The organism is Candidatus Contubernalis alkalaceticus, from assembly GCF_022558445.1.
Lineage (GTDB): Bacteria > Bacillota > Dethiobacteria > SKNC01 > SKNC01 > Contubernalis > Contubernalis alkaliaceticus.
Genome location: NZ_CP054699.1, coordinates 3,000,794 through 3,017,797 on the forward strand (window position 1 = coordinate 3,000,794; position 17,004 = coordinate 3,017,797).

Consider the following 17,004-nt stretch of genomic DNA (forward strand, 5'->3'; position numbering starts at 1 on the left):
TTCCCCGATGTTTCAGCTTGCTGAAACGAGTTCACTTTGACTTTTTTATTATAACCAAGTTAACCCAAACTTATATCATTTGAAGAAATAACTTTAAATTAAAATTAAAATTAAAAAAAAGTTGCCAGGGGGAAGGTTCTTCTGACAACCAAATAAATGGTATTTTTAAAAAGACGACTCTTCTGAAAACTCAATAAATGGCTTAACCCAAAAACAATCTCCCTTTATCTTCACTGTTACAGCACCATGCAGGTCGTTTCTGTAAATGTTACAACCTATGTTCTCTAACCTTTCCAGGGTCTCAAGTGATGGATGGCCAAAAGAATTTCTTCCTACCTGAATAACCGCAAATTCTGGCCTTACCGCCTCCAGAAACTCTTCCCCGGAGGAGCTCCTGGCCCCGTGGTGCCCTACCTTAAGCATTTGACTTTTAAGGTCAAAGCCTGTTTTTAGCATATATTCCTCCGCCTCTTGTTCCGCATCTCCGGTAAAGAGAAAATAAATATCCCCGGCCGTAAGCCGAAAAACCAGGGAATTATTATTCAAATCTGACGTTGTCCCCTGAAAAAGCTTTCCCGACTTAGGAGGGTTAAAAAGTTCCAGATCAAGTTCGGGACTGCTGATACTGTTTCCCGCCTCCAGATACAAAAGTGGAATATTTTTTTCTTCTATTTTTTCCATTAATTCAAGAAACAGAGGATAATCACTCTGAGCCCGGGTAGTAACAAACAACTCCACAGGAAAATGATCCACCACCGCCAATAAACCCCCGTAATGATCCTCATGTGGATGAGAAAGAATTACCATGTCCAGTTTTTTTACCCCCTGGTGCCGTAAAAATGGAACGACCACTCTTTCTCCCACAAATTCAGTGCCATATTCCTCGGTCTGCAGATAGGCAGGCCTACCTCCGGCGTCGATTAGAATATGACGGCCTGAAGGAGTTCGAATAAAAGCAGCATCCCCCTGTCCCACATCCAAAAATACTACAGAAAACTGTTGAGTTTCCGAAAAAACCGGAAACCAAATCAACAGCACAGTCAGTGACAAGGCGAAAGGTAATGCTTTGTGTCCACTGCAGGTGAACTCTTTTAACTTAATGATTCTACATTGCTTTAACTTTTGCCGGAGATATTCCCAGGGCAGCAGAAGGAAAAGAAAAACATAGTAGAGCAGGAAAAAAAGGTAACTGGGAGGGTTTAAGGTAAGGTAAGCTCCGGGGATTTCCGAAAGAATCCCGGCAGTGTTTATACAGTAACTCAACAGCAATCTACAGATATCAAAGAAAAAAAACTCCAATCCTGGGAAAAGCAGACTGACAAAAATAGATAGAAAACCCAGAGATACCACCACTCCCACCACCGGCAGTATCAAAACATTGGCTAAAAGGGACACCAAAGAAACTTGATAAAAATAATAGGCAGTCAGAGGAAACACCCCCAACTGGGCCGCCAAAGTTACACAAAGGATTTTCCTCAAAGGTGCAGGAATAAAAATTGTAATGCTTTCTAAGAAAGGCATCAGGAGGAGGATAGATAGAGCAGCAGAAAAAGACAGCTGAAAACTCAGAGTAAACAGCCACAGGGGTTTAAACGTAAGTAAAATAAGGGCTGCCGCTGCCAGGGCAGTCAGGGGGTCCTTTTCCCTGCGAAGCAGAAAAGCCCCTCCACCTAACAACAGCAGGAGAGAAGCCCTCAGGGCAGAAGCTTTAAAACCGATTACCCCAAGATAAATCAAGATTATCAAAAGAGTGAATGCCCAGGAAAACTCATCCCTCACCTTAAAAAACTTAAACAGGGCAAGAAAAATACCAGCTACTAATCCCACATGCAGACCGGAGACCGCCAACAGGTGGCCAATACCCGCTCTTTGGAAGTCCTCCTGCATGGCCTTTGAAATCCCCTCCCGGTTTCCCAAAAGAATTCCCCCCAGAAGAGCACCCTCTTGGGGAGGTAATCCCTGTTCAATTTTCCGGAGCAGATTTCTTCTTAAGGAAAGACTATAATAAACATGAGGGTTCCCACCTCCCCCCTCCAACCGTTCCGCCTGACCAAATTCCGTCCTTAGGGTGGTAGATATCCCTTGAGTAAGCAAATAAAAACGATAGTCGAATCCTCCGGGATTTCGCCTTTGGGGGGGCCTTTCCAGTTCACCCCGGATTCTCACCCGGTCCCCGTAATGCAGCTGCTCTCCAGCCCCGTAAAGGGTTACCCTAATTTTTCCAGATACAGTCTGCGGCACCAGGTCATTATTAATATCCTGGCCCTCTGACGCTCCGTCAACCTCCTGCACCTTCAGGTCGAAACTGGTCCGCTTACCGTCTACCATAGGTTCATCCCAGACGATACCTGTCACTGAAAGATGGGAACCGGAAAAACGGCTGATATCATTTTTAGGGACGTAAACACTGCGGTAGAAATTCAGTGAACCTGCCAAAAGAAAAAGCAGAAGGATAATAATCAGGCGGGAGGATAAGAAAGAACGGTATAAAAATAACAACACAGCTGCCAGAAAGACTAAAACACCATAGTATAATAAAAGAAAAGGATCAAGTTCCCATAATATTTTTCCCAGGGCTATGCCTACTAAAAAGAAAGCTGAGCATAACAGGAGGGGGCGCTTTTCTGCCTCCTCCTTTAAGTCTGACCACATAATCTCACAACTCCCCTGCAAAAAAAATTTCTACAACATCCCCTGGGAACTAATAACCCGTGGAACACAGGTGATTTCCTTAATTATACTAATTTTCTATTAACTGTTCAATACACACTGGGAAAAATTTCTTCTTAAAAAACACTGTGTTTTCTAAGTAAAGGGGAGCCTCCTGACTTTATCAGCTGCGGCCCTTTTAAACTGATTTGTTCCAGCAGGCACAACTGATAAAGTCAGGAGAATATCAAGCTGACTCTTCTGCCTTCTAAGATAACCTATTTACTGCCACTGAAACTACAAATACAGTTACAGCAATTAAAAATGACTGAAGTTTTCCTGGTTCAACGAATGAAATAATCAAAGCAAAAATAACTGCTAACAATGAAAAACCAGTTAGAAGTCGTTTCCCGAAACTCATCGTGTAAAAACTCCTCCCTACAAAAATAAACTTATCTACTAATTTGGGAAAATATGGGGAAAATATGGGGACACCTTACCTAATTATTTAACGTAATGACCCTCTGGCATCTATACCTTTGACGACACTGTGACAATGGATTTACTGGAAGGACAATCAATTAACATTTTATCAATGTTAGGTATTTTTTTACAAAGGGGATTATCAGGAATACCTTAAACTAATGGCACAATGGTGCTCCCATTGGAAAGTAGAAATATGAGCATACTGCCTTATGCCAAATCACATTCATTTAATAGCAGTACCGCCTTCAAAAGAATCCCTGGCAGGAGCTATTGGGGAAGCTCACCGTCGTTATACGCGTTGGGTAAACTTACGCCAGGGCTGGAGCGGGCATCTTTGGCAGGGTCGTTTTTCCTCTTTTCCAATGGATAATGCACATCTCTATGTTGGTGCCCGCTATATTGAGCTAAACCCTGTACGTGCAGGATTAGTTAAAAACCCATGGGATTACCCTTGGAGCAGCGCCGCTACACACTTGCAGGGACAAGACGACTTATTAGTACAATCAAAACCACTGCTAGAAATGTTTGGTGATTGGCAAAGAAATGTTTGGTGATTGGCAAAATTATCTTTCTGAGGGCATCTCTGCTGAAGAAACAGAAAAATTCAGAAGTCACGAGAAAACTGGCCGTCCACTTGGAAATGAAAAATTAATTACAGATATGGAAAAAATAGTGAGAGTGAATTTAAGACCTCGTAAACCTGGTCCAAAAGGACCTCGGGAAAAAAGAAAAAGTTAAATACTGTTTGATATTTAGAGATTATAATATCTTTTGGTTAACTTTACTGAAATTAAGTATACTGTCCCCCTAATTCCCCCTAATTCCCCGTCTCCCTAATTCCCCCCCCTAATTCCTGACGGCTACTCCCGCAAGGGCTGGCCCCGAGAGGAAGTTTCCGGAATTTGCCAAGGGGCAAGGGCCTGAATCTCCGGGCATTACTAAAACTAAACTTTGGTATGTTATTCCTTTTTCAGAATCTTCTTCACCAAACGAACTGACGAAATAACAATTGCTAGACCCAGTATTATTAATGTGATGACTGGTAATAAATCTGCAAATGAAACAGAAGTGAATATAAATTTTTTTAATCTAGAAAGAAAAAGTATTAGAGTAAAAATTACAATAGCGAGTTCACCGAAATAACGCTTCTGATTAAAATGAAATATTATAACTACTATGCCACTGCCCAAAATTAGTAAATAAAAAATTATATCTACAATACTACTAATTTGAATCACCCCAATCGCGCTATTATATATTAAAATTGCAAAAAGCCAGTGTATATTGTTGGGGTTATGGGGTTATTTAGCTAGCCCCAACTTATATTTAACTTGGACACTACCCTCTTCCTCATGGGCTAATATTAAACTATGAATGAATTAATCATTATAGGCATACCATCTTTTGGAATTAACACATCGTAAAGCTACCCTTCGTAATCAATGTGTTTTTACAGGATAGCTAAATATATTGTTCAAGTTGCTCTAATCAAATACTGTACATGACCCTAGATAGTGACATTGAGTCCATGTTCCATTAAATTCCATTGGATATATTATCCTAAATATCACACCGCAACCTTTATTATAATAATCAATTGTTGCTGCAGCCATTCCATAAGCGGTGCCGAAGTATGCGCCTCCAAAAAATACTGACCCTCCACCTGCCATGATCAGTTGCCATACAAGTGTTTCAGTGTCCGCATTGTTAAGCCACATAAACCATCCCCACCAGTGATAAACATTTTTAGTTATCCCACCGGGATGTGATTTTGCATTAAGTAATACATGGTCGTATGTCCACTGGAAACTAATAACCCGTGGAACACTGATGGCTTCCTTAATTATACTAATTTTCTATTAACTGTTCAATGCACACTGGGAATAATTTCTTCTTTTACGTTACCTGTTAACTGTGTGACCGTCAGTAGGACCGTCAGAAAAACCGTCAGAAAGTCCCTTGACACTCCTTGCCTGTGCTATTTTTTTGACTTTGCTTCCAATTGCATTATTTTTTCTTCTACCATTTTGATGCGGCTGTTAATACGAATAATAAATATGATACCATAAATGAACCCAACAATAATAAAAAAATTTAATAATTGGAAAACAAAACCAGCAAAACTAAAACTATTATTCATAAAAACTTCCCTCCTTTTCTAAGATAATGGATCTGAAAAAACCTTTGCCCAAGCCGGGTAAAGGCCTACAAAAAGACATCAGGCTAAGCTCATTTCACCATCAACTAACCTGATTACTCTTTTGCATGAATTTGCGATACTGTTATCATGGGTGGCTATTATAATAGTAATATTTTGTTTATGGAGCGCTTTGAAAATTTCAAGAATCTGAAATCCTGTTTTTTCGTCTAAAGAACCTGTAGGTTCATCTACAAGCAATAATTTTGGTTTGCATGATAACCCTCTGGCAATGGCAACCCGTTGACATTGCCCTACTGATAATTGAGTTGGAAAAAACTGGCTTTATCTATAAGCTCCATCTGTTTTAAAAGATGCTCAACAGTTTCTCTAAGCTTTAGGCCGGAAATTCTATTGTACCTGAGTGGAAGGGCAATATTATCAAATACAGTCATGTCGTCTATTAATGCAAAATGCTGAACGATAAAACCAACATTTCGAGCACGAAATTCAGCTAGAGCATTTTGATTTAGCTTATTTATTTTTTTCTCTTGAAAACAATAATCACCACTGGTAGGAGTATCAAGCCCACCTAGAATGTTTAATAATGTTGATTTCCCTGATCCGCTTTTACCTACTATAGATATCATCTCGCCTTGTTCAATTGATAGAGAGATATCCCTTAAGGCAAACACCGTATTTTGACCATGACCATAGTATTTGTTTATTTTATTGAGTTTAATTAAAGCCATTATTCCTTCCTCCTGATAAGTTGGTTTACATTAAGCCTGGTTATGGCAATAGTAGGTGCAATGCAGGATAATCCAAATACTACAAGCGCAACAAGTAATGTAACAATCAAATGCATTCCAATTCCAAGGGTTATGGCTGATATCAGCAAAGATATACAAAGTGCATAACCAATAATATAAAGAACTAACCCGGCCATTTGACAGGCAATACCTGTTAACGTCCCTCCACTCATCAAATGTACCCCATATCTATAATAGTTTTCCCTTACACGACCCAATATGTTTGTTGATAGACCTACCACCGTAAACATAATCAAGGTTAAAGCAATCCTCAAAATTTGTGCTACAGCTTCTTCAGATAACTCCATAGTGGTGGAAATTCCTGTTTTATCTGCTTGATATACATAAAATCTGATAGTATTATATTTGTTAGATAAGTCGTTTACGAGACTTTGAAGATCTATATATAAATCCGGTGGGGTTATAATTTCCCCATTAGCCTGCTGCAGCAATGTTATTTTTGCAAAATCGGGATATTTTTCAAAATCTACTTCTGAATACGCTGGTACAATCATGTATCGATCCAGGTAGATTAATAACCATTAACAGGCATATATGTGTCAGGAGGCAAAAAACCAACCACCTCATAGCTCATATTTTCAAATAAATTAAATGCTTCAAAGGTATCCCCTATTGAAAATATATCCTTATATTCATGTCCCAGAATAACTTTTGCCCCATCATCTAAGTCTAATTTAAAATCTCGTTCTTGAAATGACCTTCCCTCGTTCACAGATATTCCAAATTCAGCAAACACATTATCCGATATATGTAAACACTTCAAAAAATAAAACAGTTCATCGCTGTTTTCATCAAGTGACATGGGTGGGTTTATTATACCTTCTTCATAACCAAAAAAAAAATTTTTCAGGAATGTCTCCGGGGATGTTAATATTACTAACATCCAAAGGTTGACGTATAGAGCTTATAAATACAATTTTTTCATTTTGCTTCAGCTGATTTACAAAATTTTGGAGACGGTAATACTGTTCATCAGAATTCATGTATTCTTTATAACTGTTATCATCATCAGCATTATCGTGTAACGTATAATAATCTCTTTTGCCTATAAATTCTTTAAAATGCCCGGTGCTTGAATATGCTGCCATGGTATTGGCAGCAACCATGGCAACAAGTGTAAAAGAAACCACACACAGCAATATAAGCACTATGGTAATACATTTGTTTTGCTGAAAACTACTGCAAATTTCTTTTTTTATAATTTCCCGATTAAAATTGCGCAAACACATCACCTCAATACTTCTGTTACAGATACTTTAAGCATTTTTTTAACAGGTGGTATTGTTATCAGCCATCCCATAAATATATTTAAAAGTACCACAGCTAGAATATATTCTACCTTTGTTATTAGGGTGCCGAAGAAGTAAATTCCCATTAAACCTAGGCCTGATCCGATAAAAGCGAAAATGAAATATTTTAAATATATCTCAATTTTTAGTCTTCTATCACTCCATCCAATCAAACGTTTTACGGCTATTTCCCTTCGCTTCTTACTAATCCACTCAAAAGATATTGCTATGCTGCAAAGCACATAGCATACTATTAAAAGTAAATATATAGTAGTAATGCTTATAATGCTTTGCAATAACCTGTCGATACCCCCAGGTTTTATTTCTAATAGTGTAATTGGAACTTGGTTTCCTTGAGACATACCATCAGTTACATTTTGCTCCAAATCTTTATACACATTTATACAGTGTCCTGGCGGTTTACCCGAGTATGCATCCAGAATAAAAATATTATTATTATTGGATTTGTATGAAAGGGCATCCGCGTTTACAATAATCATATCATCAAGCATAGTATGAATTCGATAACCAACAATGCCAATAACATCAAACATTGTATTTTCCACTTTAATCTGCTGACGGCCATTCTTATTAATTACTTCATGTAACCGGTTGGTGCCAATTACCGCATGTGCTTTTCCTGAATCAAAATCATCTTCATTAAAATAACGTCCTGAAAGCATAGGCGGCGGGTCATTATTTCCCATAACATAGATTTGCCTGATATGTTTTTCGTAATCATCATAAATTAAAACAAAATCACTTAACCGACTTCGTAATAGCTGGTTAATAAGACTTTCAAAACACCAATTATCTTCTTTAAATGTAAAATGTACAGCATTCTCGCTATAACTCCCCCGGCTAATTTCAGATATTACTGTCCTTTCTTCTATAGCAGCAAATAGAGAAACTGATGATATGCAAATAGCAGAAAAAATGCATATGAGAAAAAATGACATGGTATTAAATCTAAATTTCAAGTTTTTATTTACCTCCTTACAGGAGATTACTATTACATTGCCTACAGGTCTATTAACCTAAGCTTTCTCTTCCTTCTTTCATCAGTAGATGAACATAATTGCTCATTAAGCAATAGGCATATACCTGAACACAGGTGTTTTCCTTAATTATACTAATTTTCTATTAACTGTTCAATGCACACTGGGAAGAATTTCTTCTTTTACCTCTCCTCCACACTGAATAACTGTTAAATAAAAAAAAGCTCCGGGGTAAAGATAACCCTGGAGCTTTTCATAATAACTTATGATAGCTTATAACCTTTTACTTCTTTCCATCTTGACAGGGATGATTTTCCTCGTCCCCATGGCATTCTTTTATCTTCTCCGGACTACATTTGCCTGGTTCATTTTCCCGTTTTTCCGGCTTTTGACATCCGCAGCCGCACTCACACATGTTTTCTCCCTCCTTTCAAATAATAAAAAGCATTTTTAAATCTATTTTAGTAAATACTTAATTAAATTTTACCACAATTCTTGCCCCTGTCAAGATATATGTTATATTCTTCTATAGAAACTATATTTTTACTTCCTCTATCATTTCTCCCCGGCGCAGCAGGTTTCGATACTGTAACAATGTCTCATCCAACTTTTGGAGCTTCATTGACTGTTCTCTTTCTTTGGCCGATGTTTCTATTACCTTGTGAATTGCTCCATTTTTTAGAACCAGTCTTTTGTCCCCCATCAATGCTAAAATAGGATCATGGGTAGCAATTAAAACAATCTTTTCGTTGCCTATCAGCAGCTCAAGAGCTTTTTTCCTATCTATTCCGGCATTTTCTATTTCATCTATTAAAACAATAGGGGAAGTACTTAAGAAAGCAGTGTCTGCAATCATTAAAGACCTGGATTGACCACCACTGAGAAAGGTAACTGGTGTATCGGGATAGAATTCTTCCCCTGCCAGCATATTAGCCTGGGTAATTATTTCTTCAACCTTCTCCTCCAATTGTGTCACCATTCGACTTTCCGCGTGTATTTTAATAAAATCATATACAGTCATATCCATAACAAAGTTCATATTCTGGGAAAGCTGGGCAACAAGCTTATGCTCCAGAGAAAATCTCCACTCACTATCTGGAACGCTGCCATTAATCAGAATTCCCCTGCCCGTAGGAGTATCTCCCTGGGCCATCCACTCAATGTCTGCTAGAAGCCTGCTTTTTCCTGATCCAGTTGGCCCAACGATACAAAATATCTCTCCCTTTTTCAAGGTTATATCATAACATTCCGGGTTACCTTCCTTATCGTGGCCGCCAAGCACGGTAATAGAAGAAACTGAGAAGGGTTTGCCTTCTTTTAAAGTCTGCATATGCATCATGAAATAGTCAAATTTTTCTATTATCTCTTGTTTTTCCATGCCCAGGTCTTCTAAAAAAGCCGGCTCCAATCTTTTTACATACTCTTTAAAGGATACCTCTGCCCTGTTTAGCGGTAGTCCGGTAACCTCAAAAAATTTCTTTACAAAGGGATAATGATCCAATAAATAGGTAATTTTAAAATTTTTATAATCCATTTCCCCGCATCCACTCCCCTTTATCCCATGCAATACTGACTCACCTTCAGTGATTCCCTCTCACCGGTTCAAAACTTTAAAACAGCAGGTTATTACTTCAAATTAATTTTACGAACATTTCCCATCTGAAAATCCTTCCCTATTCTCACCTCTCCCAGGCAGTATGAACAGAGAGCTGCAGGCATTGAAAATCTTAATTTCATTCCAATAAGGCTGTCAATTTCTTCAGCTTTTATTAACAGTTTACCCAGCTCAGCTGCTCCCTGTCCTGTAATCCCATTAACATGAATAATTACAGCCTTGGGGTTAGCCTGTCTGACTCTGAAGGCAAAAACCTCTTTTTCCGCCTGAGATACAATATCATATTTTGTAATGACCACTATATCTGCCCGTTTTAACATGGGCCCTATTTTTTGTGGCGTATTTATTCCCATTAGATTATCAATAACACATACTGCCGTGACTCCTTCTATATGGGGAGAGCACCTGTTGCATAAACCTGCGCTTTCACTAAACAGTATGTTAAATTTGTTAATTTTTCCCCAGCTGACGCAGTCTTCAATGTTGCTGATGAAAAAATGGTCGGGACATAAATTTCCAGACAGCCCCACTTTCACCTTGATTCCAGCTTTCTCGAAAATAAGGTTATCGTTGGTGGTCAAACAGTCAAGCTTCACAACTCCTACGGACTTTTTCTCCTGTTGATAAGACTTCGCCACATTTACTATTACTGAGGTCTTTCCCGATGACGGAGGCCCGGAGAATGTCACCAGTTTCATACTGCTGCCCCCTGAAAAGAGGCTTTAAACACAATGTTTAGCTCATCAATTAATTCTTCTAAATCATTTTCAAGAATAAAATCCCAACCCAGCCATTTAAAAGCTGCCCCCTGGGGAAGGTCATTATGCACAAGAGGATGCAGCGAAGGAAAGCGGGCCGTTCCATAGATCTGCCCGGCGTCTGCTCCAGCTAAAAAATCCAATACTGCCTTTAACTTAGAAACACTGGACTTTTTCACTAAAGTAGTCACAGGGTTAACTATTGCTCCGTCTTTGGGCCAAACGATTGTAACCCTTTTACTAGTAACTCTTTCACTGTCCATTACCAGCTTTGCAAAGGAATAAGGGATGGCACTGACAGCGGGGGCATCTTCTCTCTTTCTCCCGGCCATTTTAACCATTTGGGCAGGGTGGAGTCCAACTTTAAAGGATCGACCAAATTTTTGTATTCCAGACATACCGTAATCCTTAAAAATATTTAAAAGAATACCCTCACAAAAATCGTCATTAGCATGGCCTCTTATGGCTACCTTGCCGGCAAACTCAGGCTCTAAAAGATCCTGCCAGCTTTCCGGCACTGGGAGATCCACATAAAAACTTCTGTCTACCAACATCACCGTAGGATTAAAACAGGTAATGGTATAATCATCATGGGGGTCAAGAATACTTAAGGAAGCCAGATCATCATTAATTTCCTTATGATTAATTGATATAAAACATCCCGTATTTTTAAACCGTTCCATAAAAGCTTTGTAATAAAAACCATTGAAACCCGGGGCCATAAATATATCCGGCAAATCTTCTATATCATCAATGGCTGATATTTGATCAAAATAATCTAACTGCTTGTTGGCATTGGCTTCCACCAGGTAATCAAAGTGTATATCCTTTAAACTATCCTCAACAAATAGATTGATTTTTTCCTCAAAGGGAACTTTTAAAGCACAGGGTAAAAGTCCCAAAAAATCTTTTTGCACTTTACTCACCTACTTTTTTTATTGTCATTCATTGGGTTAAACCTTCACCTTACACATATTTATGAACACCAGGATTTTTTTTAAGAACTTATATTTTTGCGTTACCCCCCTTTCTATACAGCAGATACAGAAAAAAAGGCGCCCCTAAAGCAGCAGTAATCACACCTACCGGCAGTTCCACAGGTTGAAAAACGGTCCTGGCAATGGTATCTGCCAACAGTAAAAGCACTGCCCCCAGCATACCACTGGAAACCAGCATATATCTGTAATCATTTCCCACCAGGAGCCTGGCCATATGAGGTGCAATAAGCCCAACAAAACCAATAGTGCCCGCAACACTTACTGCACTCCCTGCTAAAACGGCAGCAGTTATTATTACTAAAACCCTGTATATTTTAACAGGCAGGCCAAGGCTGCTGCTGACCTCATCCCCCAGGGCAAATAAATTTACCCTGGGGCTTAAAAAAAGGGCAGCCGTCAAACCTACCGCACTGTAAGGCAGTATAATATGAAAATAGGACCATCCCCTGCCGGTTAGCCCTCCCAACAGCCATGAAAAAGTAACCTCCAACTCATCGCCGTTTAAAATCATCATCCCTGAGGTAAAAGCATTTAAAAAAGCCGAAATAGCTACCCCTGCCAAAACGATACTTATGGTAGAGCTTCCAACATCCATGGCAGCTAAACAATATACCAGGGTGGCAGCCAGGAAAGCACCTAAAAAAGCCCCCAGAGGTATCATGGTAATATTCCCTGGAAAGTAAATCATGATGATAACCGCAGCTAAACCAGCTCCTGAATTTACCCCGATGATTTGGGGAGAGGCCAGAGGATTCCGCAAAACCCCCTGCAGCAAAGCCCCGGAAAGGGCTAAATTCATTCCCACCAGTGTGCCGGTTAATATTCTTGGAAGTCTTATGTTATAGATAATCTGATGGGCAAGCGTATCTGCTGTTTTCCCAAACAAAACAGAAATTACCTGATTTAAGTCAAAGAAAAGTGTACCTATATTTATACTGATAAACATTATGACAAAGCCAGTTACAGCAAAGAAAAAAATAAGCAATACCTTTTTTCTTTGCTGTACAATCAACTGACTTTCAGATTCCAAGTGTGACATTTTAGTTCCCTTCAGGACATATTATCTCAACAGTCATCCTTAAAGCCTCTTCATTACTTATATTTCCTGGACTAATCTTTGTAGAAAGAACAAAAACCTTGTTTTCCTCTACTGCTTTTAAGCCCTGCCATGCAGTATTATTTAAAAAATTCTCTAATAATTGCTTATGCTCATTCTCATCATTACTGGCAGCCCGAAGCATAATAAGGTCTGGATCTTCTTTAATTATGGTTTCTGCATCAAAATCTACCCAAGTTGATTGACCTGACCCCGGCAGCCCTGCGGGAACAATGTTTTCTATCCCCAGACGATATAGTAAAGCACCAAAGAAACCGGTAGGCTGCGCTGCGGAAATCTTGTCTCCAGAGTCAAGAATTAAACCTTTTTCAAAAGAGCAGTCAGAGATTTTATCCCGCAGCTCCTCCGATACCTGGTCTAAATGTGCTATGTATGCTTCAGCTTCTTCCTGCCTGTTTAAAATTTCACTCATAAATTTTATTCTATCTACCAGTGGGTCCTCCTGAACCATTCCGGGGTCAATGAAAACTACTGCCGCACCAGTTCCTTCCAAAGCATCAATAATTTCGCCATGCTGACGTGTATTGGCAAATATTAAATCCGGTGCCAATTCATATATCGCTTCAATGTTGGGTGTTGTCTGGTTGGAAACACTGGGAAGAGCTGTTCCCTCAAGCCGGTTATTATACTCCTCCACTTTACCCACAGGGGTTACCCCCAGTTCAAACAACTCCTCCATAAAATTTCTTGTAAGAGCTAATATTCTCTGAGGATCCTCGGGAATCTCAACTTCCCTTTGTAAATGATCCGTTATGATTCTTGGTTCTTCATCTGCCTCTGCTTCTATTTGCTCTATTTCCGGGTCATCTTCCTGGGCTTCCTCCTTCACTGCATCGTTATTGCAGCCCAAAATAAGTAATATAGACAGCACTGCCATTATAAGTAAAAAGCATTTTTTCTTTAACATAATATACCCCCTCTTTTTTTAAAAAAATTAACTTGCACTTTCAGGCACGATAACTGGTCTAGAACATTTTGCAAAAGAACAAATGTGAGCATTTATCCCATAAACATCATATAAGAGCTTTGAAGTTAGTATTTTGCGAGGACATCCTGAGGCATGAATAAATCCATCTTTCAGCACAATGGTCTTATCTCCCACAGCCAGAGCATGATTAATATCATGTAAGACAAAGATAAAGGTTTTACCAAACCGGTTTCGAATATCTTTAACCATATCCAGCAGCATCCATTGATATTTAATGTCTAAAAAGGTAATTGGCTCATCTAATAGAATCAAGTCTGTATCCTGTGCCAGAACCATAGCGATCCATGCCCTTTGTCTTTCTCCCCCTGAAATAGCATCTAGAGGTTTATGCTGCAGTTTATTTAAATTCATAAACTCTATGGCCCATTGTATTTTTTCCTTATCAGCTTTTGAGTAACTCCAACCAACAGACTGGTAAGGGCTCCTTCCCATTGCTACTAATTCCCAAACATTGATATGCCTTACAGGCATTTGTATTTGAGGTAAAAAACAGACCTCTCTGGAAAGCCATTTTTTACTGCAGGACTGCATCTTTTTTCCCTTTAACAATACTTCCCCCTCCGATGCCTTGAAAAGACCGGCAATACAGCGAAGAAGTGTAGATTTTCCAGAACCGTTGGGCCCTACAAGAACAGCTATTTCACCTTTTTCAATATTGAAATTAATATTATGTAACACCTTACTTTTACCATAAGAAAAACTTAATTTTTTTATTTCAAGCATTATCACTCCTCCATTAGTTTCTTACGTTCCGTCATAAATAATTGATATTGAGATTCATTCTCATATAATTAGTATAAGTTGATTCTTTAAACTTGTCAAGAATATTTTTCCTACCCCTTGAAATCAAACAATCAAAAACCACCAGCTGTTTATTAAGCTGCCGTAAAAGTAAATGACCCTGAAACTGCAGCCAATTTATTAAATGATAAATAAGCTTTTGAAATATGTGAAATATGAAAATATGGGGGAAATATGGGGACACCTTACTTAATTATTTATCGTATGCCCCTCTGGCATCTATACCTTTGACGACACTGTGACAATAAAATGGAATGTTAGGCTTTTTTTTACAAAATATTATAGATTTTCTAGTAACTTCTGGTAAAATATAGATATGGCAAGAATAGCAAGAGTAGTGGCAGGGTCGTTTTTCCTCTTTTCCAATGGATAATGCACATCTTTATATTGGTGCCCGCTATATTGAGCGAAACCCTGTATGTGCTGGATTAGTTAAAAACCCATGGGATTACCCTTGGAGCAGCGCCGCGGCACACATGCAAGGACGAGACGACTTATTAGTAAAATCAAAACCGCTGCTAGAAATGTTTGGTGATTGGCAAAAATATCTTTCTGAGGGCATCTCTGCTGAAGAAACAAAAAAATTCAGAAGTCACGAGAAAACTGGCCGTCCACTTGGAAATGAAAATTCATTATAGATATGGAAAAAATAGTGGGAGTGAATTTAAGACCTCGTAAACCTGGTCCAAAAGGACCTAGGGAAAAAAGAAAAAGTTAAATATTGTTTGATATTTAGAGATTATAATATCTTTTGATTAGCTTAACTGAAATTAAGTATACTGTCCCCGTAATTCGTAATTCCCCCGTAATTCTCGAAAAAATTGTTACTTTTATCCTTTCTCCGTGGCACACCGTTCTTGATTTTCCTTCTTTAACATCAGGGTTTCAACCAGAAAACCGATAATTACTACAGAAATTACTGTCAGGGCAAAGCGAAGAGCTGTGAAAGCCGGACCCAAAAACTTTAGTTCAATTAAAAGTTGAGGCAGTTTAGCAGCGGCCCAGGTTCCAAGGAATATATTAATATTCATTATACGGGCTCCTTTTTTTAACATACCGGCAGCTATGGGGAAAGCAATATAAACGGGGCCCGTGGGGATAGTGCCGAACACAAAGGCAAGGGCCGCCCCTTTAAAACCTGCCTCTTTACCCATATATTTCTGTATAAAGGTTTTCGGAACCCACACCTCAAACAGTCCCATTAAAATGAACACCGGTGGAATGATTAGAGCCATTTCCTTCAGGTAATTTAAAGATATAGAATAGACTTCTACAGACTGGGGAGGATACAGAAAATGTATGAAAAGAAATATGGCGGCCATGAATCCCACAAGAGCAAGTGAACCTGCCAGGGGGATAGATACAATAGAGGGAATAAAGGTAATTGCTCCAAATACTGCTGCCAGCAAAGTGCCCGAAAAACCGGCTTCTGTTCCCATATAGCGTCCAATAGTGTCCGGAGGAATAAACACCAAGATGAGCCCTACTAAGCCCACGATGAGAAGCAAGCTGGGGAGCATCTTGATAAATATACGGGAACCTATAAATACAGCCTTTTTTGTTTTGCCTCTATCCTTGTATATAGAAACAGCCAGCCCAATAATTAAAAATGAATAAATAAGCACCAGTTCCAAAAAATATCACTCCTTTCCTTTGGTTAAAATGAATGAATGTTCATTCATTCATTTTTATAATAATATCTTTAATTATTCAAACCCTGCCACAATATCCGGGCAATTTCTTCTGCCGCATTATCCAATAGAGTGGAATGTCCCTTTTCCTCCAGTTCAAAAAGATAGCGGCTCATTAACCCCTCGATGGCTCCAAATATTACCAATGAAATCACTTTAAGATCACCAGATCGAAGATCCCCGTTATTCACTCCTTCTATTAATATTTCTTCAATAAAACGGGGCAGACCTTCAAAACGGGTTATTCCTTGGGAGTGGCAGACTATGTGCATACCTCTTTCCCGCAAAATAACTGAGAAAACCTCTTTATTTTTCTTAACTTCTTCAAAATGCATAGAAAGAATACTTTTTAATTTTTCTAAGGGATGAAGATCTTTTTCCTTAATTTCTAAAAAATAACTTTTCCGTTTCTCAAACTCTTTTTGAAAAATATAATCCAGGATGTCATTTTTATTCAAAAAATAATTATAAACTGTGCCTACAGCAACCCCCGCGGAGGAGGCTATTTTTTCAACTGTAGCATTATGAAACCCCTCCCGAGAAATCACCTCTACAGCACCTTGATAGACCATTTCTTTTTTATCTTTCAAGTTTTTTTCCATTTTGTGATTATCTCCTTAGAAATTTTCCAATATTCTTAGCCG

At 38.7% G+C, this 17,004-nt stretch carries 20 protein-coding genes; 2 read left to right on the forward strand and 18 right to left on the reverse strand.

What is annotated here, in order from left to right:
* Positions 1–165: 165 nt before the first annotated feature.
* Complete coding sequence (locus HUE98_RS14840; protein ID WP_241421389.1) at positions 166–2,652, reverse strand: DNA internalization-related competence protein ComEC/Rec2; 2,487 nt, start codon at positions 2,650–2,652, stop codon at positions 166–168.
* A gap of 692 nt (positions 2,653–3,344) precedes the next feature.
* On the opposite strand from HUE98_RS14840, the gene HUE98_RS14845 reads away from it, so the two are divergent.
* Positions 3,345–3,689, forward strand: coding sequence for a transposase (locus HUE98_RS14845; protein WP_241421390.1), 345 nt, complete (start codon positions 3,345–3,347; stop codon positions 3,687–3,689).
* Positions 3,679–3,873 carry a hypothetical protein gene (locus tag HUE98_RS14850; protein WP_241421391.1) on the forward strand — a complete coding sequence of 65 codons (195 nt, stop codon included), beginning with the start codon at positions 3,679–3,681 and terminating at the stop codon, positions 3,871–3,873. The genes HUE98_RS14845 and HUE98_RS14850 overlap by 11 nt, the downstream gene beginning before the upstream one ends.
* 746 nt (positions 3,874–4,619) lie before the next feature.
* Here HUE98_RS14850 and HUE98_RS14855 read toward each other — a convergent pair.
* From HUE98_RS14855 to HUE98_RS14925, 17 genes are all read right to left on the reverse strand, one after another.
* Positions 4,620–4,853 carry a hypothetical protein gene (locus tag HUE98_RS14855; RefSeq protein ID WP_241421392.1) on the reverse strand — a complete coding sequence of 78 codons (234 nt, stop codon included), beginning with the start codon at positions 4,851–4,853 and terminating at the stop codon, positions 4,620–4,622.
* A gap of 260 nt (positions 4,854–5,113) precedes the next feature.
* Entirely contained in the window at positions 5,114–5,275 is a 162-nt protein-coding gene (locus tag HUE98_RS14860; protein WP_241421393.1) for a hypothetical protein, read from the reverse strand.
* Between the two features lie 78 nt (positions 5,276–5,353).
* The gene (locus HUE98_RS18195) at positions 5,354–5,566 is read right to left on the reverse strand and encodes a P-loop NTPase family protein (protein ID WP_407080325.1); all 213 of its coding nucleotides are present in this window, start codon (positions 5,564–5,566) and stop codon (positions 5,354–5,356) included.
* Positions 5,567–5,586: 20 nt separating this feature from the next.
* Positions 5,587–6,024: an ABC transporter ATP-binding protein gene (locus HUE98_RS17705; protein ID WP_277623685.1), complete on the reverse strand. Its 438-nt coding sequence runs from the start codon at positions 6,022–6,024 to the stop codon at positions 5,587–5,589.
* Positions 6,024–6,599 (reverse strand): hypothetical protein, encoded by a 576-nt coding sequence (locus tag HUE98_RS14870; RefSeq protein WP_241421394.1) that lies wholly within the window; start codon positions 6,597–6,599, stop codon positions 6,024–6,026. The genes HUE98_RS17705 and HUE98_RS14870 overlap by 1 nt, the downstream gene beginning before the upstream one ends.
* A 17-nt stretch (positions 6,600–6,616) precedes the next feature.
* The gene (locus HUE98_RS14875) at positions 6,617–6,907 is read right to left on the reverse strand and encodes an ABC transporter permease (protein ID WP_241421395.1); all 291 of its coding nucleotides are present in this window, start codon (positions 6,905–6,907) and stop codon (positions 6,617–6,619) included.
* A gap of 22 nt (positions 6,908–6,929) precedes the next feature.
* Entirely contained in the window at positions 6,930–7,328 is a 399-nt protein-coding gene (locus HUE98_RS14880) for a hypothetical protein (RefSeq protein ID WP_241421396.1), read from the reverse strand.
* A 5-nt stretch (positions 7,329–7,333) separates the two neighbouring features.
* Positions 7,334–8,374, reverse strand: coding sequence for an ABC transporter permease (locus tag HUE98_RS14885; RefSeq protein WP_241421397.1), 1,041 nt, complete (start codon positions 8,372–8,374; stop codon positions 7,334–7,336).
* A 301-nt stretch (positions 8,375–8,675) separates the two neighbouring features.
* Complete coding sequence (locus HUE98_RS17710) at positions 8,676–8,807, reverse strand: hypothetical protein (RefSeq protein WP_277623686.1); 132 nt, start codon at positions 8,805–8,807, stop codon at positions 8,676–8,678.
* A 120-nt stretch (positions 8,808–8,927) separates the two neighbouring features.
* Positions 8,928–9,926 carry an ATP-binding cassette domain-containing protein gene (locus HUE98_RS14890; protein ID WP_241421398.1) on the reverse strand — a complete coding sequence of 333 codons (999 nt, stop codon included), beginning with the start codon at positions 9,924–9,926 and terminating at the stop codon, positions 8,928–8,930.
* A gap of 92 nt (positions 9,927–10,018) precedes the next feature.
* Positions 10,019–10,705 carry a GTP-binding protein gene (locus HUE98_RS14895; protein WP_241421399.1) on the reverse strand — a complete coding sequence of 229 codons (687 nt, stop codon included), beginning with the start codon at positions 10,703–10,705 and terminating at the stop codon, positions 10,019–10,021.
* The gene (locus tag HUE98_RS14900; RefSeq protein WP_241421400.1) at positions 10,702–11,682 is read right to left on the reverse strand and encodes an ABC transporter substrate-binding protein; all 981 of its coding nucleotides are present in this window, start codon (positions 11,680–11,682) and stop codon (positions 10,702–10,704) included. The genes HUE98_RS14895 and HUE98_RS14900 overlap by 4 nt, the downstream gene beginning before the upstream one ends.
* A gap of 88 nt (positions 11,683–11,770) precedes the next feature.
* A complete protein-coding gene (locus HUE98_RS14905) occupies positions 11,771–12,802 on the reverse strand; it encodes a FecCD family ABC transporter permease (RefSeq protein ID WP_241421401.1) in 1,032 nt (343 codons plus the stop codon).
* Position 12,803: 1 nt separating this feature from the next.
* On the reverse strand, positions 12,804–13,787 hold the full coding sequence (locus tag HUE98_RS14910) for an ABC transporter substrate-binding protein (protein ID WP_241421402.1): 984 nt from the start codon (positions 13,785–13,787) through the stop codon (positions 12,804–12,806).
* Positions 13,788–13,814: 27 nt separating this feature from the next.
* Positions 13,815–14,591 (reverse strand): ABC transporter ATP-binding protein, encoded by a 777-nt coding sequence (locus HUE98_RS14915; protein WP_241421403.1) that lies wholly within the window; start codon positions 14,589–14,591, stop codon positions 13,815–13,817.
* Positions 14,592–15,499: 908 nt separating this feature from the next.
* Entirely contained in the window at positions 15,500–16,294 is a 795-nt protein-coding gene (locus tag HUE98_RS14920) for a permease (RefSeq protein ID WP_241423576.1), read from the reverse strand.
* A 77-nt stretch (positions 16,295–16,371) separates the two neighbouring features.
* The gene (locus tag HUE98_RS14925) at positions 16,372–16,962 is read right to left on the reverse strand and encodes a TetR/AcrR family transcriptional regulator (RefSeq protein WP_241421404.1); all 591 of its coding nucleotides are present in this window, start codon (positions 16,960–16,962) and stop codon (positions 16,372–16,374) included.
* Positions 16,963–17,004: the final 42 nt, after the last annotated feature.